Origin of the sequence: Cellulosimicrobium sp. ES-005 (assembly GCF_040448685.1) — a bacterium.
GTDB classification, from domain to species: domain Bacteria; phylum Actinomycetota; class Actinomycetes; order Actinomycetales; family Cellulomonadaceae; genus Cellulosimicrobium; species Cellulosimicrobium cellulans_G.
The window spans coordinates 4624520-4648992 of sequence record NZ_CP159290.1 but is presented as its reverse complement, the minus strand read 5'-3'; the positions used below and the strand labels follow the sequence as shown (position 1 = coordinate 4648992).

At 73.7% G+C, this 24473-nt stretch carries 24 protein-coding genes and 1 pseudogene; 7 read left to right on the top strand and 18 right to left on the bottom strand.

Annotation, left to right across the window (positions count from 1 at the left end):
• Positions 1–17: 17 nt before the first annotated feature.
• From smpB to ABRQ22_RS20645, 14 genes and pseudogenes are all read right to left on the bottom strand, one after another.
• The gene (gene smpB / locus ABRQ22_RS20710) at positions 18–488 is read right to left on the bottom strand and encodes an SsrA-binding protein SmpB (protein WP_047234045.1); all 471 of its coding nucleotides are present in this window, start codon (positions 486–488) and stop codon (positions 18–20) included.
• Positions 489–627: 139 nt separating this feature from the next.
• Entirely contained in the window at positions 628–1998 is a 1371-nt protein-coding gene (locus ABRQ22_RS20705) for a peptidoglycan DD-metalloendopeptidase family protein (protein ID WP_353708028.1), read from the bottom strand.
• Position 1999: 1 nt separating this feature from the next.
• Complete coding sequence (gene ftsX, locus ABRQ22_RS20700; protein WP_047234060.1) at positions 2000–2911, bottom strand: permease-like cell division protein FtsX; 912 nt, start codon at positions 2909–2911, stop codon at positions 2000–2002.
• A gap of 212 nt (positions 2912–3123) precedes the next feature.
• Positions 3124–3804: pseudogene (gene ftsE / locus ABRQ22_RS20695) on the bottom strand (cell division ATP-binding protein FtsE); the annotation flags it as partial.
• 163 nt (positions 3805–3967) lie between these two features.
• On the bottom strand, positions 3968–5080 hold the full coding sequence (gene prfB / locus ABRQ22_RS20690) for a peptide chain release factor 2 (RefSeq protein ID WP_253051142.1): 1113 nt from the start codon (positions 5078–5080) through the stop codon (positions 3968–3970).
• Positions 5081–5156: 76 nt separating this feature from the next.
• Positions 5157–6296 carry a hypothetical protein gene (locus tag ABRQ22_RS20685; protein WP_353708027.1) on the bottom strand — a complete coding sequence of 380 codons (1140 nt, stop codon included), beginning with the start codon at positions 6294–6296 and terminating at the stop codon, positions 5157–5159.
• Between the two features lie 133 nt (positions 6297–6429).
• A complete protein-coding gene (locus ABRQ22_RS20680) occupies positions 6430–7044 on the bottom strand; it encodes a hypothetical protein (protein ID WP_353708026.1) in 615 nt (204 codons plus the stop codon).
• A gap of 189 nt (positions 7045–7233) precedes the next feature.
• Positions 7234–7659 carry a hypothetical protein gene (locus ABRQ22_RS20675; protein ID WP_253051139.1) on the bottom strand — a complete coding sequence of 142 codons (426 nt, stop codon included), beginning with the start codon at positions 7657–7659 and terminating at the stop codon, positions 7234–7236.
• A gap of 65 nt (positions 7660–7724) precedes the next feature.
• Complete coding sequence (locus ABRQ22_RS20670) at positions 7725–8204, bottom strand: TadE/TadG family type IV pilus assembly protein (RefSeq protein ID WP_253051138.1); 480 nt, start codon at positions 8202–8204, stop codon at positions 7725–7727.
• Positions 8201–8581, bottom strand: a complete 381-nt coding sequence (locus ABRQ22_RS20665; protein WP_253051137.1) for a TadE/TadG family type IV pilus assembly protein — start codon at positions 8579–8581, stop codon at positions 8201–8203. The genes ABRQ22_RS20670 and ABRQ22_RS20665 overlap by 4 nt, the downstream gene beginning before the upstream one ends.
• A 28-nt stretch (positions 8582–8609) precedes the next feature.
• The gene (locus tag ABRQ22_RS20660; protein WP_353708025.1) at positions 8610–8825 is read right to left on the bottom strand and encodes a hypothetical protein; all 216 of its coding nucleotides are present in this window, start codon (positions 8823–8825) and stop codon (positions 8610–8612) included.
• Between the two features lie 80 nt (positions 8826–8905).
• Positions 8906–9847, bottom strand: a complete 942-nt coding sequence (locus ABRQ22_RS20655; protein WP_253051135.1) for a type II secretion system F family protein — start codon at positions 9845–9847, stop codon at positions 8906–8908.
• Positions 9844–10704, bottom strand: a complete 861-nt coding sequence (locus ABRQ22_RS20650; RefSeq protein ID WP_353708024.1) for a type II secretion system F family protein — start codon at positions 10702–10704, stop codon at positions 9844–9846. The genes ABRQ22_RS20655 and ABRQ22_RS20650 overlap by 4 nt, the downstream gene beginning before the upstream one ends.
• Position 10705: 1 nt before the next feature.
• A complete protein-coding gene (locus ABRQ22_RS20645; RefSeq protein ID WP_353709597.1) occupies positions 10706–12004 on the bottom strand; it encodes an ATPase, T2SS/T4P/T4SS family in 1299 nt (432 codons plus the stop codon).
• Positions 12005–12204: 200 nt separating this feature from the next.
• Here ABRQ22_RS20645 and ABRQ22_RS20640 point away from each other — a divergent pair, with 200 nt between their 5' ends.
• Positions 12205–13431: a pyridoxal phosphate-dependent aminotransferase gene (locus tag ABRQ22_RS20640; RefSeq protein ID WP_353708023.1), complete on the top strand. Its 1227-nt coding sequence runs from the start codon at positions 12205–12207 to the stop codon at positions 13429–13431.
• A gap of 40 nt (positions 13432–13471) precedes the next feature.
• Here the strand turns inward: ABRQ22_RS20640 and ABRQ22_RS20635 are convergent, their stop codons facing one another.
• Both ABRQ22_RS20635 and ABRQ22_RS20630 read right to left on the bottom strand, forming a co-directional pair.
• Entirely contained in the window at positions 13472–14839 is a 1368-nt protein-coding gene (locus ABRQ22_RS20635) for an LCP family protein (RefSeq protein ID WP_253051132.1), read from the bottom strand.
• Positions 14840–14925: 86 nt separating this feature from the next.
• On the bottom strand, positions 14926–16161 hold the full coding sequence (locus ABRQ22_RS20630; protein ID WP_353708022.1) for a multidrug effflux MFS transporter: 1236 nt from the start codon (positions 16159–16161) through the stop codon (positions 14926–14928).
• Positions 16162–16304: 143 nt separating this feature from the next.
• Here ABRQ22_RS20630 and ABRQ22_RS20625 point away from each other — a divergent pair, with 143 nt between their 5' ends.
• Positions 16305–17072: an SOS response-associated peptidase gene (locus ABRQ22_RS20625; protein ID WP_353708021.1), complete on the top strand. Its 768-nt coding sequence runs from the start codon at positions 16305–16307 to the stop codon at positions 17070–17072.
• 30 nt (positions 17073–17102) lie between these two features.
• On the opposite strand, the gene ABRQ22_RS20620 is transcribed toward ABRQ22_RS20625, so the two are convergent.
• Positions 17103–18089: an adenylate/guanylate cyclase domain-containing protein gene (locus ABRQ22_RS20620; RefSeq protein WP_353709596.1), complete on the bottom strand. Its 987-nt coding sequence runs from the start codon at positions 18087–18089 to the stop codon at positions 17103–17105.
• Between the two features lie 230 nt (positions 18090–18319).
• Positions 18320–19234, bottom strand: coding sequence for a biotin--[acetyl-CoA-carboxylase] ligase (locus ABRQ22_RS20615; protein ID WP_353708020.1), 915 nt, complete (start codon positions 19232–19234; stop codon positions 18320–18322).
• 249 nt (positions 19235–19483) lie between these two features.
• Here ABRQ22_RS20615 and ABRQ22_RS20610 point away from each other — a divergent pair, with 249 nt between their 5' ends.
• Genes ABRQ22_RS20610 through ABRQ22_RS20590 form a run of 5 tightly spaced genes read left to right on the top strand, consistent with a single transcriptional unit; the run spans position 19484 to position 24424 of the window.
• On the top strand, positions 19484–21055 hold the full coding sequence (locus ABRQ22_RS20610) for an acyl-CoA carboxylase subunit beta (protein WP_253051445.1): 1572 nt from the start codon (positions 19484–19486) through the stop codon (positions 21053–21055).
• A gap of 49 nt (positions 21056–21104) precedes the next feature.
• Positions 21105–21623, top strand: coding sequence for a hypothetical protein (locus ABRQ22_RS20605; protein ID WP_253051128.1), 519 nt, complete (start codon positions 21105–21107; stop codon positions 21621–21623).
• The gene (locus ABRQ22_RS20600) at positions 21620–21880 is read left to right on the top strand and encodes an acyl-CoA carboxylase epsilon subunit (protein WP_253051127.1); all 261 of its coding nucleotides are present in this window, start codon (positions 21620–21622) and stop codon (positions 21878–21880) included. The genes ABRQ22_RS20605 and ABRQ22_RS20600 overlap by 4 nt, the downstream gene beginning before the upstream one ends.
• The gene (locus tag ABRQ22_RS20595; RefSeq protein WP_353708019.1) at positions 21877–22671 is read left to right on the top strand and encodes a hypothetical protein; all 795 of its coding nucleotides are present in this window, start codon (positions 21877–21879) and stop codon (positions 22669–22671) included. The genes ABRQ22_RS20600 and ABRQ22_RS20595 overlap by 4 nt, the downstream gene beginning before the upstream one ends.
• Positions 22672–22681: 10 nt before the next feature.
• On the top strand, positions 22682–24424 hold the full coding sequence (locus ABRQ22_RS20590) for a DUF885 domain-containing protein (RefSeq protein ID WP_353708018.1): 1743 nt from the start codon (positions 22682–22684) through the stop codon (positions 24422–24424).
• Positions 24425–24473 lie beyond the last annotated feature (49 nt).

Sequence of the window (24473 nt, the reverse complement as noted above, 5' to 3'; positions counted from 1 at the left end):
GACCCGACGCGCCCGGGTCAGCGCAGCTCGCGCTGCCGCATCGCGCGCTGCGCCTCGCGGTTGTCCTGCTTCTCGCGCAGCGCCTGGCGCTTGTCGTACTCCTTCTTGCCGCGCGCGAGCGCGATCTCGACCTTGGCCCGGCCGTCGAGGAAGTACAGCGCCAGGGGCACGATCGTGTGCCCCTTCTCGCGCGTCTTGGACTCCAGGCGCAGGATCTCCTCCTTGTGCAGGAGCAGCTTGCGCTTGCGCCGCGGCGCGTGGTTGTTCCAGGTGCCCTCGGTGTACTCGGGGATGTGGACGTTCTCGAGCCAGGCCTCGCCGCGGTCGACGGCGACGTAGCCGTCGACGAGCGAGGCGCGCCCCATGCGCAGCGCCTTGACCTCCGTGCCCGACAGGACGATCCCCGCCTCGTACACGTCCTCGATCACGTAGTCGTGGCGTGCCTTGCGGTTGCTGGCGACGACCTTGCGGCCGGTGTCCTTCGCCATCCGTGTCCTACCGTCCTTCGCTGTCGTGTCGTCGCCGGCGCACCAGCGTACGGGTGCCCGACGACGCCCGGTACCGATTATCCCCCGCGCGCGGGGCGGCGGGGGGTCGGGCACGCAGCGCACGACGAGGCGGGCCGGATCAGCCCAGGACCGACATCGGGTCGATGGTGGACCCGTTGACGTACACCTCGAAGTGGAGGTGGCACGCCCCGGACAGCCCGGTGTTGCCCGAGTAGCCGATGACGTCGCCCTTGTTGACCGCCTGCCCGGAGGAGACCGCGAACCGGGTGAGGTGGTTGTAGCTCGTCATGAGGTTCGAGCCGCCGACGGTCCCGTGGTTGATCAGGACCTGGTTGCCGAAGCCGTTGCGCCACTGGGCGTGCACCACCGTGCCCGGACCCGCGGCCATGATCGGGGTCCCGCAGTAGGCGCGCAGGTCGGTCCCCGCGTGCAGGCGGTAGTACCCGAGGATCGGGTGCAGCCGCATCCCGTAGCTCGACGTCACGTACGGCACGGCGGTCGGGAACGAGAGGAAGCTCGAGATGCTGCCGCGGTCTCCCCCCGAGGAGGAGCCGCCGCCACCACCACCGCCGCCCGACGAGCCGCCCCCACCGGAGGACTGCCCCTGCTGCTGACGCCGGGCCTCCTCCTCCGCGGCCTTGCGGTCGCGCTCCGCCTGCTCGGCGATGATCCCCTTGATCTCCTGCTGCAGCGACTGCTGGGCGGCCTCGTTCTCGGCGACCTTCGCCTCGGCCGCGGCCTTGCGCGCCTCGATCGTCGCCTTCTTCGCCTGCTGGTCGACGATGAGCTGCTCGACCTCGGCCTTGCGGTCCGCCGCCGCCTTGCGCGCGGCCTCGGCGGCGACGACGTTCTCGTCCGCCTGCTTCTTCAGGTCGGCGACCGTCTCCCGCACCGCCTGCAGGCGCGCCTCGCGGTTGCGCGCGACCGACTCGGCCTCGAGGAGGTCCTGGAGGGACCGAGACTGGCTGCGCGCCGCCGTCGACGAGACCGCGTACTCCTCGATGAACTCCTCGGTGCTCTGCGCACCCGTGACGATGCCGAGGCTCGAGACGTCGCCCTGACCGCGGTACGCCTGGCGCGCCATCTCCGCGATGCTGGACTTCGCGTCGGCGACCTCGGTCGCGCCGCGCTCGATCTCGGCGCTGATCGCGGCCTCCTGTCCGAGCGCGTCCTCGAGCCGCTGCGCGAGCAGCTCCGCCTCGCGCTGGGTCCGCTCGACCTCGGCCTCGGCGGCGTCCAGCTCGGCCTGGGCGACCGGCAGGCGCGCCTCGATCGCCTGGAGGTCGACCACCGCCTGCGCGAGCTCGGCGTCGGTGTCCTCGAGCTGGGACTGGAGCTGCTCGCGGTTGCCGAGGATCTCGGACTGGCGGCGTTCCGCGGCTGCTCGGCGGTCGTCGATGTCGTCGGCGGAGGCCGACGCGACACTCCCCACGAGGAGCATCGTCGTGGCGATCAGGGCCGCGGTCGCGCGGCGGAGGTCCCGGGTCATCTCACACCCTCGTGTGGCGGTTGAGCGTGACGACCGAGGAGACGGCCGCCAGGAGGAACGCGATACCGACGAGGACGGGCGCGATGCGCAGCACGTCCGACTCGTCGACGTAGGCCACCCACGTCACGGACTGCGACAACCAGTCGGTGACGAGGTACTTCACCCCCACCCACAGCCCGCCGACCGCGAGGAGCGCACCGAGCACGGCCGCGATCGCCCCTTCCAGCAGGAACGGGAGCTGGATGAAGAGGTTCGACGCCCCGACGAGCCGCATGATGCCGGTCTCACGGCGCCGGCTCAGTGCCGACAGCCGGATCGTCGTCGTGATGAGCAGCACCGCGGCGAGGAGCATGACCGCGGCGAGGCCGGCGGCGAGGAGCGACGCGCGGTTGAGCGCGAGGAAGAGCGAGTCGAAGATGCGGCGCTGGTCCTCGACGACCTCCACGCCCGGGCGCCCGGTGACGACGTCGTTGACGACCTCGTAGTTCTCCGGGTTGGTGAGCTTGAGGCGGAAGGACGCCTGCATGTCGTCGACGGTGAGCTGCGTGCCGAGGTAGCCGTCCGGGTACCGCTCCTGGAACGCGGCGAACGCGTCGTCCTTGGACTCGAAGTACACGGTCTGGATCTCGTCGGCGAGCTCGGACTCGAAGACGTCCTCGAGGGCGGCGATCTGGTCCGGGGTCGCCTCGCCCGCGGCGCAGGTCGGTGACGGCGAGCCGGTGGGGCACAGGAAGACGGAGACCTCGACCTTGTCGTACCAGTCGTCCTTGAGCTTCCCGATCTGCGCCTGCAGGAGCATCGACGCGCCGACGAACGTCAGCGAAACGAAGGTGACGAGGACGACGGAGACCGTCATCGAGACGTTGCGGCGCAAGCCCTGACCGAGCTCCGCGAGGATGAACTGGAGTCGCACGCCGATCACTCCCCCGCCGTCGCCTCGACGTGGCGGCGCACCGAGCGTCGCGACGGCGGCTCGGCCGGCTCCTCCTCGGCAGCCGGCCGAGCCGCAGCCGGCTGCACGCGCGGGACGGCCGTCGTCGGCGCCGACTCGGGCGCCGCGCCGTGCGCGGTGCCGGACGTCGTGCCCGGGGCGTCCCGGTCAGGGTCCGGGATGACCTGCCCGCGCGCGCCGTAGGCGCCGTGCGCCTGGTCACGCACGAGCGTCCCGGTGTCGAGCTCGATGACGCGACGCCGCATCTGGTTGACGATCTCCTCGTCGTGCGTCGCCATGACGACGGTGGTCCCGGTGCGGTTGATGCGGTCGAGCAGGCGCATGATCCCGAGCGACGTCGTGGGGTCGAGGTTCCCGGTGGGCTCGTCGGCGAGCAGGATCGGCGGGCGGTTGACCATGGCGCGCGCGATGGCGACGCGCTGCTGCTCGCCGCCGGAGAGCTCGTGCGGGCGGCGCTTCTCCTTGCCCGCGAGCCCCACCATCTCGAGCGTCTCGGGGACCGTGATCGCGATCGTGTGCCGCGGCTTGCCGATGACCTGGAGCGCGAACGCGACGTTCTCGAACACCGTCTTGTTCGGCAGGAGGCGGAAGTCCTGGAAGACGACCCCGATCTGGCGCCGCAGCTTGGGCACGTTCCAGCTCGACAGCGACCCGAGGTCCCGCCCCGCGACGAAGACCTTCCCCTTGGTCGGGCGCTCCTCGCGCAGGACGAGGTGCAGGCACGTCGACTTGCCGGAGCCCGACGCGCCGACGAGGAAGACGAACTCGCCGCGGCGAACCTCCATCGACACGTCGTCGACGGCCGGCCTCGCGCCGCGCGCGTAGACCTTGGTGACGTTCTCGAAGCGGATCACAGCGGCACGTTCCTCGGGTCGGGGGTCGATCCGTGGACGAACGAGGTTCGTCGCACGATCCCGAGGGTAGGCACGCGCCTCCGGCCCGGCGGGGCGGACACGCCGCACCCGGGCGCATCGATCCGTTGCTCGGATCAATCGGCCCCGGGGCAGCCGCCGAGGGTCAGGCCTCCTTCTGCACCCCGCGGCGCCAGCGGATCCCCGCCTCGATGAAGTCGTCGATGTCGCCGTCGAAGACCGCCGACGGGTTGCCGACCTCGTGCTCGGTCCGCAGGTCCTTGACCATCTGGTACGGCTGCAGCACGTAGGAGCGCATCTGGTCGCCCCAGCTCGCCTTGATGTCGCCCGCGAGCTCCTTCTTCTTCGCGTTCTCCTCCTCCTGGCGCACGAGCAGCAGGCGGGACTGGAGGACGCGCAGCGCGGCGGCGCGGTTCTGGATCTGCGACTTCTCGTTCTGCATCGACACGACGATGCCGGTCGGGATGTGCGTCATGCGCACCGCGGAGTCCGTCGTGTTGACGGACTGCCCGCCAGGGCCCGAGGACCGGAAGACGTCGACCTTGATCTCCGACTCCGGGATCTCGATCGAGTCGGTCTGCTCGATGAGCGGGATGACCTCGACGGCCGCGAACGACGTCTGGCGACGCCCCTGGTTGTCGAAGGGCGAGATGCGCACGAGACGGTGCGTGCCCGCCTCGACGGACAGATGGCCGAAGGCGTACGGAGCCTTCACCTCGAACGTGGCGGACTTGAGGCCCGCCTCCTCGGCGTAGGACGTGTCGAGCACGGTGGTCGGGTAGCCGTGGCGCTCCGCCCAGCGCAGGTACATGCGCAGGAGCATCTCCGCGAAGTCGGCCGCGTCCACGCCACCCGCGCCCGCGCGGATCGTGACGACGGCCTCGCGCGCGTCGTACTCGCCGGCGAGGAGCGTGCGGACCTCGAGCTGGTCGAGGTCCTTGCGGATCGCCGCGACCTCGGCCTCCGCCTCGACGAGGGTGTCCTCGTCCTCCATCTCCTGGCCCATCTCGACCAGGGTCTCGACGTCGTCGATGCGCTGGCCGAGCTTCTTCACCCGGTCCAGCTCGGACTGCGCCGCGGAGAGTGCCGACGTCACCTTCTGCGCGGCGTCCGGGTCGTCCCACAGGTCGGGGGCCGACGCCTTCTCCGAGAGGTCCGCGATCTTAGCGCGCAGCACCTCCGGGTCGCTCACGCTCTCGATGGACTCGAGCGTGCTGCGCAGCGCCTTGATCTCGGTCGGAAAGTCGATGGTGGCCACGAGGTTCAAGGTTACGCGACACCGCGCGCGCTCCGCGCCGCCGGGCCGGCAGACCCGTGCCCGGCGGCGCGGAAGGTCAGGCCTTCGGCTCGCCCTTCGCGGCGGGCGCACCCGTGCCCGACGTCGCGGGCTCGCTCCCGGCTGCCTGCTGGCGGCCCTCGTCGCGCGCCCGGGCGAGCATCGCCTCGAGACGCTGGCGCCGGCGTCGGCGGTCGTCGCGGACGCCGACGATCAGGACCACGACGATCGCGATCAGCAGGAGCTGCGGCCACGGGACGGCCCAGGTCGTCACGGTGACCGTGACGGGCTCGAGCGGCGCGTCGACCTGGTCGTCGTCCACCACCGTCGGGGTGACGGTGATCGTCGACCGGACCGGGCCGAGCGGCCAGACGTTCGGCGTCTCGACGCGGGATCGCTGCGAGCCGCCCGGCAGGACCTCGGGGATCTGCGTCGCCGAGCGGTCCGTGGACAGCAGCCCGAAGAACCCCGACGTCGCGACGTCGCCATCGGCACCGAGACGGACGTTGCCGTCGTTCGTCACGTCGTAGGAGACGGTCATGTCACCCGCGGCGAACGGGTTCCACGACGGCGTGTAGGACGCCTTGACGTTCTCGACCGTCAGGACCGGCTCCACGTCTCCCGTGACGCGCGTGGAGACACGGAAGCCGACGCGGCTCTCCACGCCGACGCTCGTCCCGCCCTCCCCCGCACCGGTGCTCGTCATCGTCGCGGCGATACCGGCGACGTGGTCGCCGGGCGTGGCGTTGTCCGGGACCGCCACCGTGAACGGCACGACGACCGTCGCGTCGGGCGCGACCTCGACCGAGTCCTGGACCTCGATCCAGGTCCCGGCCCCGGTCGACTCCCGGTCCGACGGCAGCATGTTGAACCGGCCCTTGGGGTTGATGTACCCGTCCGCGGCCTGGATCGAGAAGGTCACGGGCACGTCGCTGAAGTTCGACACGGCGAGATGCTCGGACGCGGATGCCCCGGGGTCGAGCACCAGCTCGACGCGGGACCGCCCGTCCGGGCCGTCCGCGTCGGCGGGCTTGACGCCCCAGGTGATGACGTCCTCGGTGTCGAGCGGCAGGACGCCGCCGGACGCCGCGCCCGCCGGCAGCGCGGGCGCGAGCGCTGCGACGAGCGCCGCTCCGGCCGCGGCGACCCAGCGGGCCGGGCGGCGCAGTCCGTGGCTCAGGTGTGATGCAGGGTTCACGCAGGTGCTCTCTCCGTACGACGGCGGGCCGCCCACCCGATCCGACCTCTGTCGGACGAGTGGAGCGGCCCGCCGTGGACTGCTCGGTCGACGGCCGACCGCGGCCGGCCGTCAGGTCACGAGGACCGTGTGCTCAGTCCTCGAAGAGGGAGAGCGTGATCGTCGAGGAGTAGGCGCCGGCGGCGACGTCCTCGGCGGTGCGGAGCGTGAGGCCCGCGGACGCGGTCCACGAGCCCTCCGGGTTGACCTCGGCCGAGTCGTAGGCCGAGACGAGGAGGTCCTGCTCGACGAGGCCGACGCCACCCTCGAGCTCGGGGTCGACACCCTCGCCGGCCTCGACGAGGCCGCTCTCGCTCCCGCTGACCAGCGACGGCGCCCAGCCGAGGTTCTCCGCCCCGATGGTGCCCGCGTCGCCCGTGAAGTCCTCAGCGACACCGACCACGTACCAGAACGCCCCGGCGGGGACCTCGGTGCGCGTGTCGGTGACCGTGACGTTCGGGAGGTTGCCCGTGAACTCACGGGTGCCGTCGACGGTCGAGTCCTGCTCGGTGAGCGTGGTCGCGTTCGAGGCGACCGAGAGCGCGAGGTTGCCCGGCTCGACGTTCGACTCGATCTCGACGGAGACGTCGACACCCTGGCCGTCGCCCACCTGGTCTGCGGAGGCAGCGGACGCGAGGGCGACCGTGCCGATGAGCATCGCGCCGAGGGCACCCCCGGCGACGAGCTTCTTCGTTGCTCGTGCGTTCATGTTGTAGCTCTCCATCGTTGGAGTTGTTGTCGGACCGGATCACCATAGCGGCGAACCTGGGGTTTTGACAGAGAGGAACCAGAAGTGGCCATCCAAAGTTAAGAAAGTAAACAAAGGCGCGGGAGCATGCTCGCGCGTCGTTGCGTACCGTCCCTTCCTGGATGCTCGTCGTCGAACAGCAACAGGTGCTCACCACGCTCTGGCACGTGACTCTGCACGCACGATGATGCCATCACTCCACGCCTGGGTCACCCAGCTGATCATCGCGGGTCGTGCCCGGGCGGCGAGACGCACCGTCGCGGTGCGGCCGTCGGCGGTCGACGCCTCGGTCACCACGACGTCGTGCAGGCCGTCGAGCGCACCGGGATTCCGGTCCAGGTAGTCCTGGACGTCCGACCGGATCGACGAATCCGTGAGCGTCAGGACGCCGCTCTCGACGGGTGCGGTCGCGGCGCCCGTGTAGAACGACTCGGGCGTCATCGAGTCTGCTGCCGTGAGCGCGAGCGCGTCCGCGAGCGCGTACAGCCGCTTGCGCTCGAGGTGCACCTGCGTCGCGCTGACCACGACCGTGACCAGCAGCAGCGCGAACGCGACGAAGGCCGTCGTGAGGAGCATGATCCGACCGTCCTCCGGACCGTCGCAGGACGTGCACCGTCGCCACGGATCGAGGCGCGCGCGCCTCACGGCCGCCTCGCCGCGTACTCGTCGACGGGCGCGACGTGCTGGGCCTCGACGGGGACCGCGAGGGGCACCGCTGCCCGGACGAACGGCGGGACGAGCGGCAACGGCACCTCGAACTTCACCCGCGCGACCACCTCCGCCCCGGGCTCGAGACAGGGCGTGGCCGAGCACGAGATCGTCAGCACGTCGGCACCGGGCTCGAAGCCCTGGTCGTCGAGCGCGAGCCTGACGGCCGCTTCGGCGAGCCGCGCACCGTCGGCCACGGACGGCGCGGTCACGAACGCGCGCGCCGCCTCCCGCGAGGCGCCCTCGACCGCGAAGGTGGCCGCCTGCAGCCGCCCGACCGTCAGCACGAGGTACGTCACCGGCAGCAGCAGCACGAGCGCGACGCCGAGGAACTCCACGACGGCGCTCCCCCGCTCCGCCCTCCGCTCGCCCCCGGTGAGGCGAGCGAGCAGCGCCCGCAGCCAGCGGCTCACGGCGCTTCCTCGAGCGCGTGCCCGTCGACGGTCACCACGCCCGCCGGACCGAGGAGACCCACCACCGGGAGCGGCGCGGAGACCGTCACCTCGACGACCGGGAGGCCGTCGACGACCGTCTGACGCGCCACGACGTCCTGCGCGTACCGGGACGAGAGCGCGGCCGTGATCAGGTCGCGCGTTCGGGCAGCTCCGTCCTGCGGGCCACGGTCGGCACGGCCTGCGACCCGAGCACCCTCTGCGGCACAGTCCACGAGCGTCGCCCGCACGTGGACGGCGAGCGCTACCTGGACGACGCCGAGGAACAGCACGAGCACCAGGACGGACACGAGGGTGAAGTCGACCACCGCCGACCCGCGCTCGGGGTCCGTCGTCACCGTGCCGCGACCGACTCCGTGCGCCACCTCAGGGCGCGCCCACGCTCGAGATCGCGTTGCTGAAGGCCTGCGTCAGCGCCGGACCTGCGACAGCCCACAACGCGATGACGAGGCCCGCGGTCATCAAGGTGATGAGCACCCACCCCGGGACGTCGCCGCGTTCCGCGTCCCCGCCCACCAGGCGTCCGAGCGCCTCGCGCCCCGCTCGCCGTGCCTCCGTCGTCCTGCGTCCCGACCCCTGCATGGTTTCCCCTCGTTCGTCCGTCGTGAGTCGTGTCGTACGTGAGCTGTGGGGGCGCCGGACGCGCCCTAGGAGCCGCGCGCTCAGAACCCGAGCCGCAGCGTGGCGAGCGACGGAAAGACGGCGAAGACGACCGTCACCGGGAGGATGAGGAAGACGACCGGGATCATCATCGCCACCTCCTTCTTTCCGCCCGCCTCCATGAGTGCGCGACGCCCGGACTCGCGCACGTCCTGCGCCTGGGCGCGCAGGACGTCGGCGAGCGGAGTCCCGCGCTCGACGGCGACGGCGACCCCCTCCGCGAAGCGGGTCAGGCTCGGCAGGCCCGTCCGGTCGGCGAGCTGCTCGAGCGCCCGCGCGAGCGGCGTGCCGGCGCGCACGGACGCGAGCATCGCGCGGAGCTCGCCCGAGAGCTCTCCGTGGGCCGTCGTGGCGACCCGTTCGAGCGCCGCCACCGGGCCCTCGCCGGCGTTCACCGCGAGGGCGAGCAGCTCCGCGACGGTCGGGAACTCCGCGAGCATGCGTTCCTCGCGGCGTCGCACGGCGCGCGTCAGGGCGTGGTCGCAGGCGAGGACGCCACCCACCCCGCACAGCAGCGCGAGCAGGACGAGCAGCACGACGGACGAGCCCCGCGTCGCGGCGAGGACCACCGCGACGAACGTGCCCAGCGCGAGCCCGACGACGCCCCACACCAGCTGGCGGGCACGGAACTGCTCGACGCTCTGACGCCGGCCCGCACGCTCGAGCCGACGGCGGACGTCGGAGGACGTCGAGCCGAGCCGTTCGAGCGCCCGACCCGCGTCCGCGAGCACCGGGGCGACCAGACGCTCGACCGTCGGGAACGGCGTCCGGGTCGGCTGGTCGCGGAGCAGCACCGACGTCCGGTCGTGCGTCCGCAGGTAGGGCGCGAGGCGCTCGTCGAGCCGGATCGCGCGGCCGCGGACGCCCGCGACGACGAGCAGCAGCCCCACGGCGCCGAGCGCGCCGATCGCGGCTCCCGTCAGCGACACGTCGAGCGCGTTCATCGGAGCACCCTCTCCTCCTCGGGCAGCCGCCCGATCCGCAGCATGAGCTGGTACGCCGCGGCCGAGCAGGCTGCGCCGACGCCGAGGACGAGCGCACCCGACAGCGAGTTGTACGCCGCCGCCGTCTCGGGTCGGGTCGCGAGGAAGCCGAGCACCACCCACGGGCCCGCGACGGCGAGCCGCGCACCGTTGACCGTCCAGGACTGGCGCGCCTCGAGCTCGCCGCGGGTCCGCGCGTCCTCGCGCAGGAACGTCGAGAGGGTGCGCAGGAGCCGCCCCAGGTCCGTCCCGCCGACGTCGCGCGTCAGCCGGAGCGCCTCCACGATGCGGTCGGCCACCGGGTCCGCGAGGCGGTCCTTGAGCCGGTCCAGGCACTCCCCGAAGCGCCCCGACGCCCGGTAGTCGACCGCGAACCGGACGAACGGCTCCCGCAGGTCCGCCGGGCCGCGCTCGCCCAGCTGTCCGACGGCCTCGGGGAGCGACAGGCCCGCACGGACGCCGGAGGCGAGGTGGTCCAGCACCTCGGGCCAGACGTCGCGCAGGCGCGCCCTCCGGCGCCGGGCACGGGAGCGCACGACGAGCGCCGGCACGGACGCGGCGATCGCACCGAAGCACGTGGCGATCGTGACCGACCCGGCCAGGACCGTCGCGACGAGGAGGATCACGAGCCCCAGGCCCACGCTCGTCGCGACCAGCGCGCCCGGCGTCACGGACGGCGCACCCGCCTGCACGAGGAGGTCCTGCGTGCGCGCCGTCCAGCCGTCCGACCGGCGCTCCCGGCGCGGGCCCGGCGTCCAGAACGACCACCAGACGCAGAACAGGCCCGCGCCGAGCAGGAACCCCACGACGACGCCCACGTCAGCTCGCCCCCGACCACGCCGTGCTCGCCGAGGCGCTCCCCGAGCCGGCGGGGACGCGCGAGCGCTCCGGGTGGAGCACGGCTGCCAGGTCGATCCCCGCGCGCGCGAACCGGTCCGCGCCCGGCGGGAACCCGTCGGCACGCACCAGCCGGTCTCCCGTCCGGACGAAGATCTCCGCCGCCTCGACCACGCCCTGCTCGACCCGGCCCGTGACCCCCAGGATCTCGCGCACGACGCGCCGCCCGTCGGCGTCGACGCCGAGGTGGACGACCACGTCGATCGAGGACGCGACGGTCGGCACCACGAAGCGGTCCGAGACGTTCTCGCCCGCGAGCAGCGGCAGCGTGCACATCTTGGTGATGGCCTCGCGGGCCGAGTTCGCGTGCAGGGTGCACATCCCGGGAACTCCAGCGTTGAGCGCGACGAGGAGGTCGAAGCTCTCCGCCTCGCGGACCTCCCCGATGACGATCCGGTCCGGGCGCATGCGCAGCGCCTCCTTGACCAGACGGCGCAGCGGGATCTCGCCCGTCCCCTCGAGGCTCGGCTGCCGACACTGCATGGAGACGACGTCCCGCACGGCGAACCGGAGCTCGAACACCTCCTCGCACGTCACGACGCGCTGCGTGGGCGGCACCGAGCCCGCGAGGGCGTTGAGCATCGTCGTCTTGCCCGCCTGGGTGGCGCCCGCGACGAGGATGTTCAGCCCCGCGCGGACGGAGGCGTCGAGGAACGTCGCCGCCTGCGGGGTGAGCGACCCGAGCCGGACGAGGTCGTCGAGGTGCGACGCACGGACGACGTGCTTGCGGATGTTGACCGCCCAACTGCTGCGCGTGACGTCGGGGATGACGACGTGCAACCGCTCGCCACCGGGCAGCGAGGCGTCGACGAACGGGCTGGACAGGTCCAGCCGGCGGCCGGACGAGCGCAGCATCTGCTCGACGAGGTCGCGCACCTGCTCCGCGGTGAGGATCGTCGTCGTGAGCTCGGACCGGCCGCCCCGCGCGACGAAGACCTGCGAGGGCGCGTTGATCCAGATCTCCTCGATCTCCGGGTCGTCGAGGTAGGGCTGGAGCGGCCCGAGGCCGGCCACGGAGTCGACCACCGCGCGACCGGCGGCCGTCGGGTCGGCGAGCGGCGCGACGGCTCCGAGCGCGCTCCGCGTCTCGTAGTCCGCGACCACCTCGCGGACGAGCTCGTCGACCGCCGCGCGGTCGCGCACGGGGTCCACCCCGCGGCGTCGGACGAGCTCCCGCACCTCGCCCTCGAGCACGCCGACGGCGTGCGTGTCCGTAGACATGTCGAGCATTCCCCCTGCTCTGCTGGCCGGCTGCCCCGCCGGACCGAAAGACCTGACCGAGAGAGTAGGGCATCCGCGCGGCTCGCGGGAGTGCCCTGTGGACACCCGTGCCCGGAGCCTCGGGATCTGGGCCGTACCCCTCGGTGAAACCCGCCCGCGCCGTCCCACATCGTGGGCGCGGGCGCCGATAGGGTCGGGTCATGACCGACCTCCCGCCCGGCCGCTGGCAGGCCGCCGCCCGTGCCACCGGCCTCCTCGGCGCGGACGGCGCGGTGGCGGCGACGGTCTTCGCCGAGATGACGGCCCTCGCGCACCGCACCGGGGCGATCAACCTGGGGCAGGGGTTCCCCGACGTCGACGGCCCGGCGACGGTCAAGCACGCCGCGGTCCGCGCGATCGAGGAGGGCCACAACCAGTACCCGCCCGGCCCGGGGATCCTCGAGCTGCGCAACGCGGTCGCGAGCCACCAGTACCGGCACTACGGGCTCGACCCCGACCCGGAGACCGAGGTCCTCGTGACGACGGGCGCGACGGAGGCCCTCGCCGCGACGATCCTCGCGCTCGCCGGCCCGGGGGACGACGTCGTGACGCTCGAGCCGTTCTACGACTCCCACGCCGCGTGCATCGCGCTCGCGGGGGCGAACCACGTCACCGTCCCGCTCGTGCCCGGCCCGGACCGCTTCCGCCTCGACCTCGACGCCCTGCGCGCGGCCGTCACCGACCGCACGCGGCTCATCCTCGTGAACTCGCCCCACAACCCGACGGGAACGGTGCTCGACCTCGACGAGCTCGACGCGATCGCCTCCGTCGCGCGCCGCCACGACGCGGTCGTCGTGACGGACGAGGTCTACGAGCACCTGACGTTCGACGACGCCCGGCACGTGCCGATCGCCACCCTCCCCGGGATGCGGCAGCGCACGGTCACGATCTCCTCGGCGGGCAAGACGTTCTCGTTCACCGGCTGGAAGATCGGCTGGCTGCACGGGCCGGAGCCGCTCGTCACCGCGGTGCGCACGGTCAAGCAGTTCCTCACCTACACGTCCGGCGCGCCGTTCCAGCCCGCCATCGCCGACGCCCTGTCCGACGACGAGACCCCGCGCGCGCTCGCCGACTCGCTCGCCGCGCGTCGGGACCTGCTGTGCGAGGGCCTCGTCCGGGCCGGGTTCGACGTCGTCGTCCCCCAGGGCACGTACTTCGTCATCGCCGACGGCGCCCCGCTCGGCGTCGAGGACGGCGTCGCCCTGTGCCGTGAGCTGCCCGCCCTCGCGGGCGTCGTCGCCGTCCCCGTGAGCGCGTTCTGCACGCCGGGGTCGACGACGGCCCGCGCGCTGGCCTCGCGCGTGCGGTTCACCTTCGTCAAGCGCGAGGACGTGCTCCGCGAGGCGGTGGGCCGGCTCGCCCGCCTCGGCGCCACGCGTCGCTCCTGACCGCGCCCCGACCCGTCACCGGGGCGGCTGCCGGACCGGCTCAGCCGCAGACGCCGGGCTGCAGCTCCTCGACCGGGGTCTCCGGCGTCGTGCCGGGGTCCGTGGTGCCAGGGTCCGTCGTGCCCGCCCCCGGGTCGGTCGCGCCGGGGTCGGTCGCGCCGGGGTCGGTCCCGGTCCCCGGGTCGGTCGTCCCGCCCGCGGGCGCCGTCGCGTCGTCGCGCGGGTCGGCGACGGCCTCGTGGCCGGGCGGGGGCGCGTCGTCGATGAGCCGCTGCCAGATGGCGTCCGCCTCCGACGTCCACTCGACGCGGTTGCGGTCGCTCGCCGCCTCCACGACGGGGACCTGCGTGAAGACGACCTCGGAGGGCTTGATGGCGCGGAGGCTGAACGCGAGTCCCGCGAGCGCCGTCGGGTCCGCGATCGTGGGGTCGGCGCTGATCGAGCCGAGCACCGCCTCGATGACGCCGTAGAGCTGGGGCGAGTTGGTGATGATGTTCTGGGAGAGCAGCTCGCGCACGGCCGAGTCGATGAACGCCTGCTGGCGCGCGATGCGCGTGAGGTCGGACCCCATCTCGAGCCCCATGCCCGTCCCGTGGCGCGCCCGGAGGAAGCTGATCGCCTCGTGGCCGTTGAGCGTGTACTCCCCGGCCGGCAGGTCGAGGGTGCCGTACCGCGGGCTCTCCTTGACGGGCTCCGGGAAGCACATGGTGACGCCGTTGATGGCGTCGACGACACCGATGACCCCGGTCATCTTGACGACGACGTGGTTGGTGATCGGGACGCCCGTGAGGTCCTGCACCGCGGTGATCGTGCACGCGGCGGCGTAGGTCATGTCGTCGACGCCGCCCGACCCGATCTGGAACGCCTCGTTGAACATCGTGTTGCGCCGCGGGCCCGACATCGACCCGTCGGGCAGGTTGCACGCCGGCAGGTCGACGAGCGAGTCGCGGGGGATGGACACGACCTCCATGCGCGTGCGATCACCGGACACGTGCACGATGAACGTCGTGTCCGAGCGCATGCCCTCCTCCTCGCCGGCGATCGCGGCGTTCTCGGCGTCGCGGTAGTCCGTGCCCATGACGAGGATGTTGAGCGACTTGCCCGCGAACGGGTCGGACGGGTCCTTCGGCGGCTCGACCGTCGGGCCGCCGACGACGAGTCCCGACACGTCGCTCACGGTGATCTTCGACTTGAGATCGAGGTAGACGGCTCCCGCTCCGACGGCGACGAACACGAGGGCGCCGGTGAGGACGAGCCCGACGGCCCGTGCGACGCGGTGCGTGCGCAGCGCGCGCGCATGGTGCGGGCCGCCGGAGGGCTTGTCCTCCCCGCCCTTCCGGGAGGGCGTCGTCGGTGTCGCACGGGGCCGCGAACGCGGGGACGACGAGGCGGGAGCGGTCGTTGGCACGGTCCGAGGGTAAGGGGTCCGGCGTGGACGCGTGCGCAGAACCAGCAGGAGGACGTGTGAAAGGGCGGCGAAGGCCGGCCGTGGCGTCAGACCGGCGTGTGCCAGCCGCCGCGGCGGAACGCCGGCGTGGCGAGGGCGAGCACGAGCAGGGACGCGACGACCGCGCCGAGCATCACGGTCGCCATCGCGACGGCGTCGCCCCCGAGGACGCCGACGAGCGGGCTCACGAGCCCGGCGACCCCGGACTGGAACGCCCCGATGACGGCGGCCGCGGTCCCGGCGATCTCGCCGTGCCGGGTGAGCGCGAGCGCGGAGGCGTTCGCGGGGATCATGCCCTGCATCGACAGGACGAGGAACAGGGCGGCGACGATCCCGACGATCCCGCCCGCGCCGGTCACGGCCACCACGAGCAACCCCGCGGCGAACACCCCCTGCACGACGAGCGCGGTCCGGAGCAGCCGCACGGGCGCGACGCGCCGGACGAGGGCGGCGTTGGCCTGCGCGGAGAGGACGAGGCCGATGCCGTTGACCGCGAAGAGGAGCGCGAACTGCCCGTGGCTGAGCCCGTACCCCTCCTGGAGCACGAACGGCGACCCCACGACGTAGCTCATGAGCACGGCCTGGCCGAGGCCGGGCAGGACGGCGAGCGCGACGAAGTGGCGGTCGCGCAGGAGGCTCGCGTAGCCGCGCAGGACGGTGCGCGCACCGGCGGGCCGCCGCCGCTCGACGGGCAGGGACTCGGGCATCCAGAGCAGCACGATCGCCCCGAGCGCGATGCCACCCAGCGCCAGCACCCAGAACACCGCGCGCCACGTCGCGTGGGCACCGATAAACGAGCCGATCGACGGTGCCAGGAGCGGGGCGAGCCCGATGACGAGCATGAGGCGCGACAGGATGCGGGCGGCGTCCGAGCCGGTGAAGCGGTCCCGGATCGCGGCGATCGCGACGACGGAGGCGGACGCGTTGAAGAACCCCTGCAGCACGCGCAGCCCGATGAGGATGCCGATGTTGGGCGCGAGCGCGCACAGGAGCGAGGTCACGACGTGCAGCGAGAGCCCGACGAGCACCGGGAGGCGCCGGCCGTAGCGGTCGGAGAGCGGCCCGATGACGAGCTGGCCGACCGCGCCGCCGAGGAGCATCCCGGACAGCGTGAGCTGCGCGAGCGAGTCGGGCGCCCCGAGCTCGGCGCCCACCTCCGGCAGCAGCGGGAGGTACATGTCGACCGTGAGCGCGGGGAGCGTGGCGAGCGCGCCGAGGAGCAGCACCCAGCGGGCGGACGATCTCGGTCGGGGCAGGGCGGGGTCGACCGAGGACGAGGACATCTGTCCATCGTATCGATTCGATCGGGCCGGACCCGGCCGCGCGGGAGTGAGCCTCCTCTCCCCGGCTGCGGCCCGCGCACGGCCCTGCCGACCCCCATGACGCCCGCGCCCCGCGTGTGGGTGGCGTGCGGCAGGCTGGAGGCATGTGCGGACGCTATGCCTCCTTCCGGGACGCGCAGGACCTCGCGGACGAGTTCGCGATCGCGGACGTCGCCGACGACGCGCGGCTCCTCCCGCCGTCGTGGAACCTCGCGCCCACGGACCCGGTGCGGATCGTCGTCGAGCGCGCCGCGAAGGACACGGGCGAGGTCCGGCGCTCGCTGCGGGTGGCGCGCTGGGGCCTCGTGCCGTCGTGGTCCAAGGACCCGAAGGGCGGCGCGCGCATGATCAACGCGCGCGCGGAGTCGATCCTCGACAAGCCGGCGTTCGCCAAGCCGTTCGGCGTGCGGCGCTGCCTGGTCCCGGCGGACGGGTACTACGAGTGGCGCGTCCTGCCCGACGGCGCGTCGCCGGCAGGGTCCGCGGGCGCGTCGCCGCGCCGGGGGAAGGTCCCCAAGCAGCCGTACTGGATCGCGCCGAGCGGCGGCGAGAGCGCCGCGTTCGCCGGGCTCTACGAGTTCTGGCGCGACCGGACCAAGGCCGACGACGACCCCGACCGCTGGCTCGTCTCGACGACGATCGTCACGACCGACGCCGCGCCGTACCTCGCCGAGATCCACGACCGCATGCCGCTGGTCCTCCCCGCCGACGCGTGGGACGCGTGGCTCGACCCGGCGGTCGACGCGCGCGGGGCGGCCGACCTGCTCGGCCTCGGCGGCCCGCACGACGACGTCCCCCTGGTCGCGCGCGAGATCTCGACCCTGGTCAACTCCGTGACGAACGACGGGCCCGGACTGCTCGAGGCCGTCTGACGACCCGGCCTCGGGACGCGAGCGCGGCGGTCAGCCGCGGTAGGCCCACTGCAGACGCACGGGCTCGATCGTGCCGAGCCCCTGGACCTCCGTCTCGGGCTGCGCCGTGAGCGCGAAGCGCTGGTCGCCCGCGAGCAGGCCCGCGGTCTCGCGGTCGACGAGGACCGTCGTCGGCTCCGCGATGTCGACGAGGCGGGCGGCGAGGTTGACGCTCGGCCCGAACACGTCGCCGAACCGCGAGAGGACCCGGCCCCACACGAGGCTGACCCGGACGGGCGGGACGTCGACGTCCTCCTCGCGCCCGCCGGCCTCGGCCAGGCCGAGCGCGACCCGCGCCCCGGTCGCGACGTCGTCGGCGACGTAGAGCACCGCGTCGCCGATCGTCTTGACGACGCGCCCGCCCGCGGCGGTGATGACGTCGCGCGCGCTGGTCTCGAAGAGCTGCACGAACTCGGCGAGCTCGCTCGACCCCAGCCCGCGCGTGCGCTGCGTGAACGAGACGATGTCCGCGAACCCGACGGCCCGCGGGAGCGGGAGCTCGTGCTCGTCGACCGCGGTGGCCCGCGCGTCGGAGAACTCGACCGCGAACCTCCCCGCGACCGCGGCGAGCTGGCGGCGCCACGCGTGCAGGAGCTGCTCCTCGAGGACCGGGGCGAGCTCGGGGAGCCGGTCGAGGACGAGCAGGCGCGCGCTCGTGTCGTCGAGGTCGAACCGGCGCGTCAGGTGCTCGACGAGCGCCTCGACCTGCCAGAGCACGAGCCGCTCCGTGGTGTGCCCGGTGGACCGGATGAGCGTCGTCAGCGCGCGCTCGTCGAGCCGCTCGGTCGCGGCGAACGCGAACACGTCCGCGAGCGCCTGCGCGTCCTTCTCCGTGAACGCGTGCTCCTCGCCCTCGGTCAGGGGGAGGCCGAGCGCCTGCCAGTAGGCGCGCACGCGGTCCGTCCCGACGCCCGCGCGCTCGGCGAGCCGCTCGACGGTCAGGGTGCGGGGCCCGCCGAGGAGCGCCTCGTCGAGCACCGCCTCCGTCGCCTCGGTGTCCGGGGCCGGCTCGCCGCCCTCCCCGCCGTCCGGAGACGGGGTGGTGGGGACGGGCACGTTCTGCTCAGGGTCCACGGGCACCCGGCGATCCTATTCCTCGGCCCGGGCCGGTGAGATCGGCGGTCGTGACCGAGATCGGCAGTGGCGCGCGAGATCGGCGGTCGTGACCGCCGACGTCGTCCCGGACTGCCGATCTCGGCCGGAGCCCGTCACCCGTGCGGGCGCAGGTGGTGGACGTCGCCGCTGTGGTGGACGCTCGTCGTGCCGTCGTCCTCGCGTACCACCAGTCCGCCGTCGGGCGCGAGCGCGGTGGCGAGCCCGACGACGTCGCCGCCCGCGACGCGCTCGACCCGCACGCGCGTGCCGAGCGTGGCGCTGACCTGCGCGCAGTCGGCGTCGAGCCCGGCGGCGTGCGCGTCGCCGCCGGCGTCCTGCCAGCGCGCGAGGACCTCGCCGAACGCCTCGTGGAGGGCGACGAGCAGGACCTCGCGGTCGGTCGTCGCGGCACCTGCCAGGGCGAGCGAGGTGGCCGTGGGGACGGGCAGCTCCGCGCGCTCCTGGGAGACGTTGAGCCCGACGCCGACGACGACGCCGCCGTCGGGCAGCACCTCCGCGAGGATGCCGGCGACCTTGCGCAGGGGCGGGTGGCCGCCGACCGCCGGCGTCGCGACGTCCTGCGGAACGGGCGCGGCGCCCGGGTCCGGCACGAGGACGTCGTTCGGCCACTTGACGACGGCGTCGACCCCGGCGGTCGCACGCAGGGCGCGGGCGGTCGCGAGCCCCGCGAGGAGCGGGAGCCAGCTCAGCGCCTCGCGCGGCACCTCGGGGCGCAGGAGGAGCGAGCCGAGGAGCGCGGCGCGCGGCGGCGTCGTCCACGAGCGCCCCAGCCGGCCGCGACCCCCGGGCTGGTGCTCGGCGACGAGGAGCGCCGGCGCCGGCCAGGCGTCCGGGTCGGCGGCGACCGCGCGCGCGAGCTCGGCGTTCGTCGACGCCGACTCGGGGACGACCTCGAGCCGGGCGAGGGGCCCTGCGGGCGCCACGAGCAGCTCGCGCAGGAACTCCGCCCGCAGCGGGGGCCGCCCGTAGCCGTCGGGCCTGGTCTCGTCGTCGCGCGCGCTCGCCATGCCCGCCATCCTCCCGCACGCCGACGGCCCGGCACGAGGGACGCACGGCCGGTCGGACGCCGCGGAAGGACATCACCGGCGCGCCGCCGGGTTTGTCGACACCCACCAAGACCCGCCCCGGGCGTGCTGGCGTCGCCCGCATCGAGTTGGCGCCACCCGCCAACTAGGCTCGGGTCCGTGACGGACTCTGCGACCACCTCGCCCGCGACGCCCGAGGCACCCCCGACATCGCCCGACGCGCCCCACCTCGTGGGCACCGCGGCCAAGCTCGCCGACCTCGACCGTCGCCGCGCCGAGGCGACCGAGCTGCCCGAGGAGGCGGCGCGGACCAAGCAGCACGCGCGCGGCAAGAAGACGGCGCGCGAGCGCATCGAGGCGCTGCTCGACGAGGGCAGCTTCGTCGAGCTCGACGCGTTCGCGAAGCACCGCTCGCACAACTTCGGGCTCGAGAAGAAGCGCCTGGCGGGCGACGGCGTCGTCGTCGGGCACGGCACGATCGACGGCCGCCAGGTGTGCGTGTACTCCCAGGACTTCACGGTGTTCGGGGGCAGCCTCGGCGAGGTCCACGGGCAGAAGATCACCAAGGTGCAGGACCTCGCGCTGCGCACGGGCGTGCCGTTGATCGGCATCTCCGACGGCGGCGGCGCGCGCATCCAGGAGGGTGTCGCGGCGCTCACGCAGTTCGCGGAGATCTTCCGCCGCAACGTCGCGTCGTCGGGCGTGATCCCGCAGATCTCGCTCATCCTCGGTCCCAGCGCGGGCGGCGCGGTGTACTCCCCCGCGCTGACCGACTTCATCGTCATGGCGGACAAGACGTCGAACATGTTCATCACCGGCCCGGACGTGATCCGCGCGGTGACGGGCGAGGACGTGGGCTTCGAGGAGCTCGGCGGCGGCCTGACGCACAACGAGAAGTCCGGCGTCGCGCACTACCTCGGCGCGGACGAGGACGACGCGATCGACTACGTGCGCCACCTCGTGTCCTACCTGCCCCAGAACAACCTCTCGGACGCGCCGTCCTTCCCGCCCGACGACGTCGACCTCGACGTCACGGAGGAGGACCTCGAGCTGGACGCGCTCGTGCCCGACTCGGACTCGCAGCCGTACGACATGCGCACGGTGATCGAGCACGTGCTCGACGAGGGCGCGTTCCTCGAGGTCCAGCCGCTGTTCGCGAAGAACGTGCTCGTCGGCTTCGGGCACGTGGAGGGCCAGTCGGTGGGCGTGGTGGCGAACCAGCCGCTCGCCATGGCGGGCACGCTCGACATCGACGCCGCGGAGAAGGCGGCGCGGTTCGTGCGCACGTGCGACGCGTTCAACATCCCGGTGCTCACGCTCGTGGACGTCCCCGGCTTCCTGCCGGGCGTCGACCAGGAGCACCAGGGCATCATCCGGCGCGGGGCCAAGCTCATCTACGCGTACGCCGAGGCCACGGTCCCGCTCGTCACCGTCATCACGCGCAAGGCGTACGGCGGGGCGTACATCGTCATGGGATCCAAGCAGCTCGGTGCCGACGTCAACCTCGCGTGGCCGACGGCGCAGGTCGCGGTCATGGGCGCGGGCGGCGCGGTGAACATCCTCCAGCGGGCGGCGCTCAAGCGCGCGGCCGACGCGGGCGACGACGTCGAGGCGGAGCGCGCCCGGCTCGTCGCGGAGTACGAGGACGCGATCGTCAACCCGTGGGACGCCGCCGAGCGCGGCTACGTGGACGCGGTGATCCGCCCGTCCGAGACGCGCGTGCAGGTGGTGCGGGCGCTGCGGGCGCTGCGCACCAAGCGCGCGACCCTGCCGCCCAAGAAGCACGGCAACATCCCGCTGTGACCGCGAGCGAGCACCAGCACCCGACGAACCTCGCGAGGAAGGACCACGCATGAGCCACGACGACGCCACGCACGGACCCGTGCCGCTCGGGTCCGTGGACCCGGCGCCGCTGCACGCCGCGGTCGACGCGCTCACGGCGGCGCTGCACGAGTACGTCGAGACCGCGGTCGGGGTGCGGGCCGAGTTCGGGGCGTCCGAGGCGGACGAGGACCCGCGCGTGCTCGCGCTCGAGGGCCGCATCGGCACGCTCAACGCGCGGCTGTTCGACGAGCTGCACGGCGCGCTCGGCATCCACGCCGACCTCACGACGTCGGTGTGGGACCCGGGCGCCGACGAGGAGGTCGACGACGACGCCTCGCCGGCCGACGTGCAGGACGACACCTTCACGCTCGACTACGTCGTCATGACGCACCCCGGCGGCCCGGACCTCGACGACGTCGTCGGGCTCCTGGACCGGTGGGGCCACGAGGCGCGCGAGCGGCTCGTCGAGGCGGGCTACGCCGTCCCCGAGTGGGGCGTGGGGCGCGGGGCGGACGACGACCACGACCACGACGAGGACGACGAGTGAGCACGGCGGGGTCCGGCGCTCCGAGCGTCCGCGTCGTGCGCGGCGCGCCGGACGAGCTGGAGGTCGCCGCGCTCGTCGCCGGCCTCGCCGCGGCGGCCGCCGCGAGCGGGCTGCCCGACGACGTCGCGCCCGTCGACGAGTGGACCAACCGGGCGCGCGGGCTGCGCGGGACCGGGGACGGCGCGACCGCGAAGAGCTTCGGCGGGCGCTCGGGCCGGCACAACGCCGACTCGTGGCGCTGGAGCCTGCGGTCGTGACGACGCCGAGCGCGTCGCCCCGCACGCGCCGCCTGCCCGAGCGAGGCGTGCTCGTCGAGCTCCCCGCGTCCGCCGACGAGGTCGAGACCGACCCGACGAGCCTGCCGGGCGTGGAGCCCGTGCCGGGCTGGCGCCGCTGGGCGTGGGCCGTGGCGTTCGTGCCGACCGTCGCGCTGCTCGTCTACCAGCGCGTCGCGTCGGGGCGCGGGTGGTCCGTGCCGGACGCCGTCGTGGTCGTGGCGACCCTCGGGCTGCTCGTCACCGCGCTGCTCGCGCTCGTGCGCTACCTCGACGACCGCGTCGTGGCCGGGCTCGCGCGCGGGCGGGACGCGCTGCTCGCCGCGCCGGTCCGGGCGACCGGGACGCTCGTGCCCCCCGGCGTCGGTGCCGCGGACCTCGCGGCGGGCACGGCGGAGGGCTCCACGGAGGACACCGCCACGGGCACGCGGACGACCGGGCCCACGGTCGTCCCGACGACCCTGGTCGTGACCACCGCGTCCGGCGCGCGGACCGCACGACCGGCGCGCGTCGTCGTGCCCGACGGCGCGGCGGGCCCGCGCCCGGGCGACCCGGTCGCCGTCTGGCACGCCGCGGACGACGCGGACGCGTCGGGGGTGCTCCTGCTGCGCTACCACCGCGCCTGGGCGGACGACCTCGTGGCGGCGCTGCGCGGCCGCGCCGACGCCGCTCCCGAGGCGGGACCGCCCGAGGACACGCCCGGCGCGCCGACCGAGGAGGACCACGGCGAGAGCCCGGAGAATCCGGCAGACCCGCGTCCGGGCGCCGAGTAGTCTCGTCCGGGTGAGCGACACCACCACCACACCCGCCGGCGCATCCGCCGGGACCCCCGACCGCACACCCACGCCGATCGACGCCGTCGCCGAGGCCTACGTCACGCGGATCGCCGAGCTCGACCCGATCGCCGCGACCGCGATGGGCCTGTCCGGCTACGACCACCTCGTCTCCGACCTCTCGCCCGCCGGGCACGACGCGCGGGCCGACGCCGACCGCGCGGTGCTTCGCGAGCTCGAGGGCCTGGAGCCCGTCGACGACGTCGACCGCGTCACCCTCGCCGCGATGCGCGAGCGCGTCGGCCTGCAGCTCGAGCTGCACGAGGCGGGCGAGCCGCTCGCGAGCCTCAACAACATCGCGTCGCCGGTGCAGGAGCTGCGCGACGTCTTCGACATCATGCCGACCGGGACGGTCGAGGCGTGGGAGAACATCGCCTCCCGCCTCAACGCCCTGCCCACGGCGATCGACGGATACATGGCCTCCCTCACCGAGGCGGCGGCGCGTGGCAACGTCGCCGCGATCCGCCAGGTGCGGATCGGCGTGCAGCAGTCGCGCGAGCTCGCCGACGCGAAGGGCTCGTTCTTCACGACGTTCGTCGCCGGCCCCGAGGCGAACGCCGTCCTCGACGACTCCTCGGCGTGCTCGCTCGTGCGCAAGGAGCTCGAGCACGGCGCCGCCGCGGCGCGCGAGGCCTACGGCCGCCTCGCGGACTTCCTCGAGACGACGCTCGCGCCGCAGGCACGCGAGCAGGACGCCGTGGGCCGCGAGCGCTACGGGCTCTTCTCGCGCACGTTCCTCGGCGCGCAGGTCGACCTCGACGAGACGTACGCGTGGGGGCTCGAGGAGCTCGCGCGCGTCGTCGCGGAGCAGGAGGAGATCGCGCGCCGCATCGCCGGGCCGGGCGCGAGCGTCGAGGACGCCGTCGCCGCGCTCGACGCCGACCCGGCGCGCACGCTGCACGGCACGGACGCGCTGAGGTCGTGGATGCAGGAGACGTCGGACGCCGCGATCAGCGCGCTGAACGGCGTCCACTTCGACGTCCCGACGCCGGTGCTCGACCTCGAGTGCATGATCGCGCCGACGCAGACGGGCGGGATCTACTACACGCCGCCGAGCGACGACTTCTCCCGCCCGGGCCGCATGTGGTGGTCCGTGCCGTCGGACGTCACCGAGTTCAACACGTGGCGCGAGAAGACGACGGTCTACCACGAGGGCGTCCCCGGCCACCACCTGCAGTGCGGCCAGGCCGTGTACGCGCGAGCGACGCTCAACACGTGGCGCCGGCTCGCGTGCTGGGTCTCGGGCCACGGCGAGGGCTGGGCCCTGTACGCGGAGCGCCTCATGGCGGACCTCGGGTTCCTCGACGACGACGGCGACCGACTCGGCATGCTCGACGCGCAGCGCATGCGTGCGGCGCGCGTCGTGCTCGACATCGGCGTGCACCTCGGCCTGCCCGCGCCCGAGCAGTGGGGCGGCGGGACCTGGGACGCCGACAAGGCGCTCACGTTCCTGCGCGCGAACGTCAACATGCCCGACTCGTTCGTCCGGTTCGAGCTCGACCGCTACCTCGGCTGGCCGGGTCAGGCGCCGTCGTACAAGGTCGGCCAGCGCCTGTGGGAGGCCACGCGCGACGACGCGCGCGCGGCGGCCGCGGCGCGCGGCGAGGCGTTCGACGCCAAGGCGTTCCACGCGCGCGCGCTGAACCTCGGCTCGGTCGGTCTGGACGTGCTGCGCGACGCGCTCTCCTCGTGACCCGGTCGTCCGCCCTGCCCGGGTCGGCCTCGCGCCGGCCCGGGCGGGG

Coding starts and splice junctions, on each gene's coding strand:
- ABRQ22_RS20680 (WP_353708026.1), bottom strand. CDS start 7,044: ATGAACGCACGAGCAACGAAGAAGCTCGTCGCCGGGGGTGCCCTCGGC.
- ABRQ22_RS20705 (WP_353708028.1), bottom strand. CDS start 1,998: ATGACCCGGGACCTCCGCCGCGCGACCGCGGCCCTGATCGCCACGACG.
- ABRQ22_RS20675 (WP_253051139.1), bottom strand. CDS start 7,659: ATGCTCCTCACGACGGCCTTCGTCGCGTTCGCGCTGCTGCTGGTCACG.
- ABRQ22_RS20605 (WP_253051128.1), top strand. CDS start 21,105: ATGAGCCACGACGACGCCACGCACGGACCCGTGCCGCTCGGGTCCGTG.
- ABRQ22_RS20625 (WP_353708021.1), top strand. CDS start 16,305: ATGTGCGGACGCTATGCCTCCTTCCGGGACGCGCAGGACCTCGCGGAC.
- ABRQ22_RS20640 (WP_353708023.1), top strand. CDS start 12,205: ATGACCGACCTCCCGCCCGGCCGCTGGCAGGCCGCCGCCCGTGCCACC.
- ABRQ22_RS20630 (WP_353708022.1), bottom strand. CDS start 16,161: ATGTCCTCGTCCTCGGTCGACCCCGCCCTGCCCCGACCGAGATCGTCC.
- ABRQ22_RS20660 (WP_353708025.1), bottom strand. CDS start 8,825: ATGCAGGGGTCGGGACGCAGGACGACGGAGGCACGGCGAGCGGGGCGC.
- ABRQ22_RS20645 (WP_353709597.1), bottom strand. CDS start 12,004: ATGTCTACGGACACGCACGCCGTCGGCGTGCTCGAGGGCGAGGTGCGG.
- smpB (WP_047234045.1), bottom strand. CDS start 488: ATGGCGAAGGACACCGGCCGCAAGGTCGTCGCCAGCAACCGCAAGGCA.
- ABRQ22_RS20615 (WP_353708020.1), bottom strand. CDS start 19,234: ATGGCGAGCGCGCGCGACGACGAGACCAGGCCCGACGGCTACGGGCGG.
- ABRQ22_RS20655 (WP_253051135.1), bottom strand. CDS start 9,847: ATGAACGCGCTCGACGTGTCGCTGACGGGAGCCGCGATCGGCGCGCTC.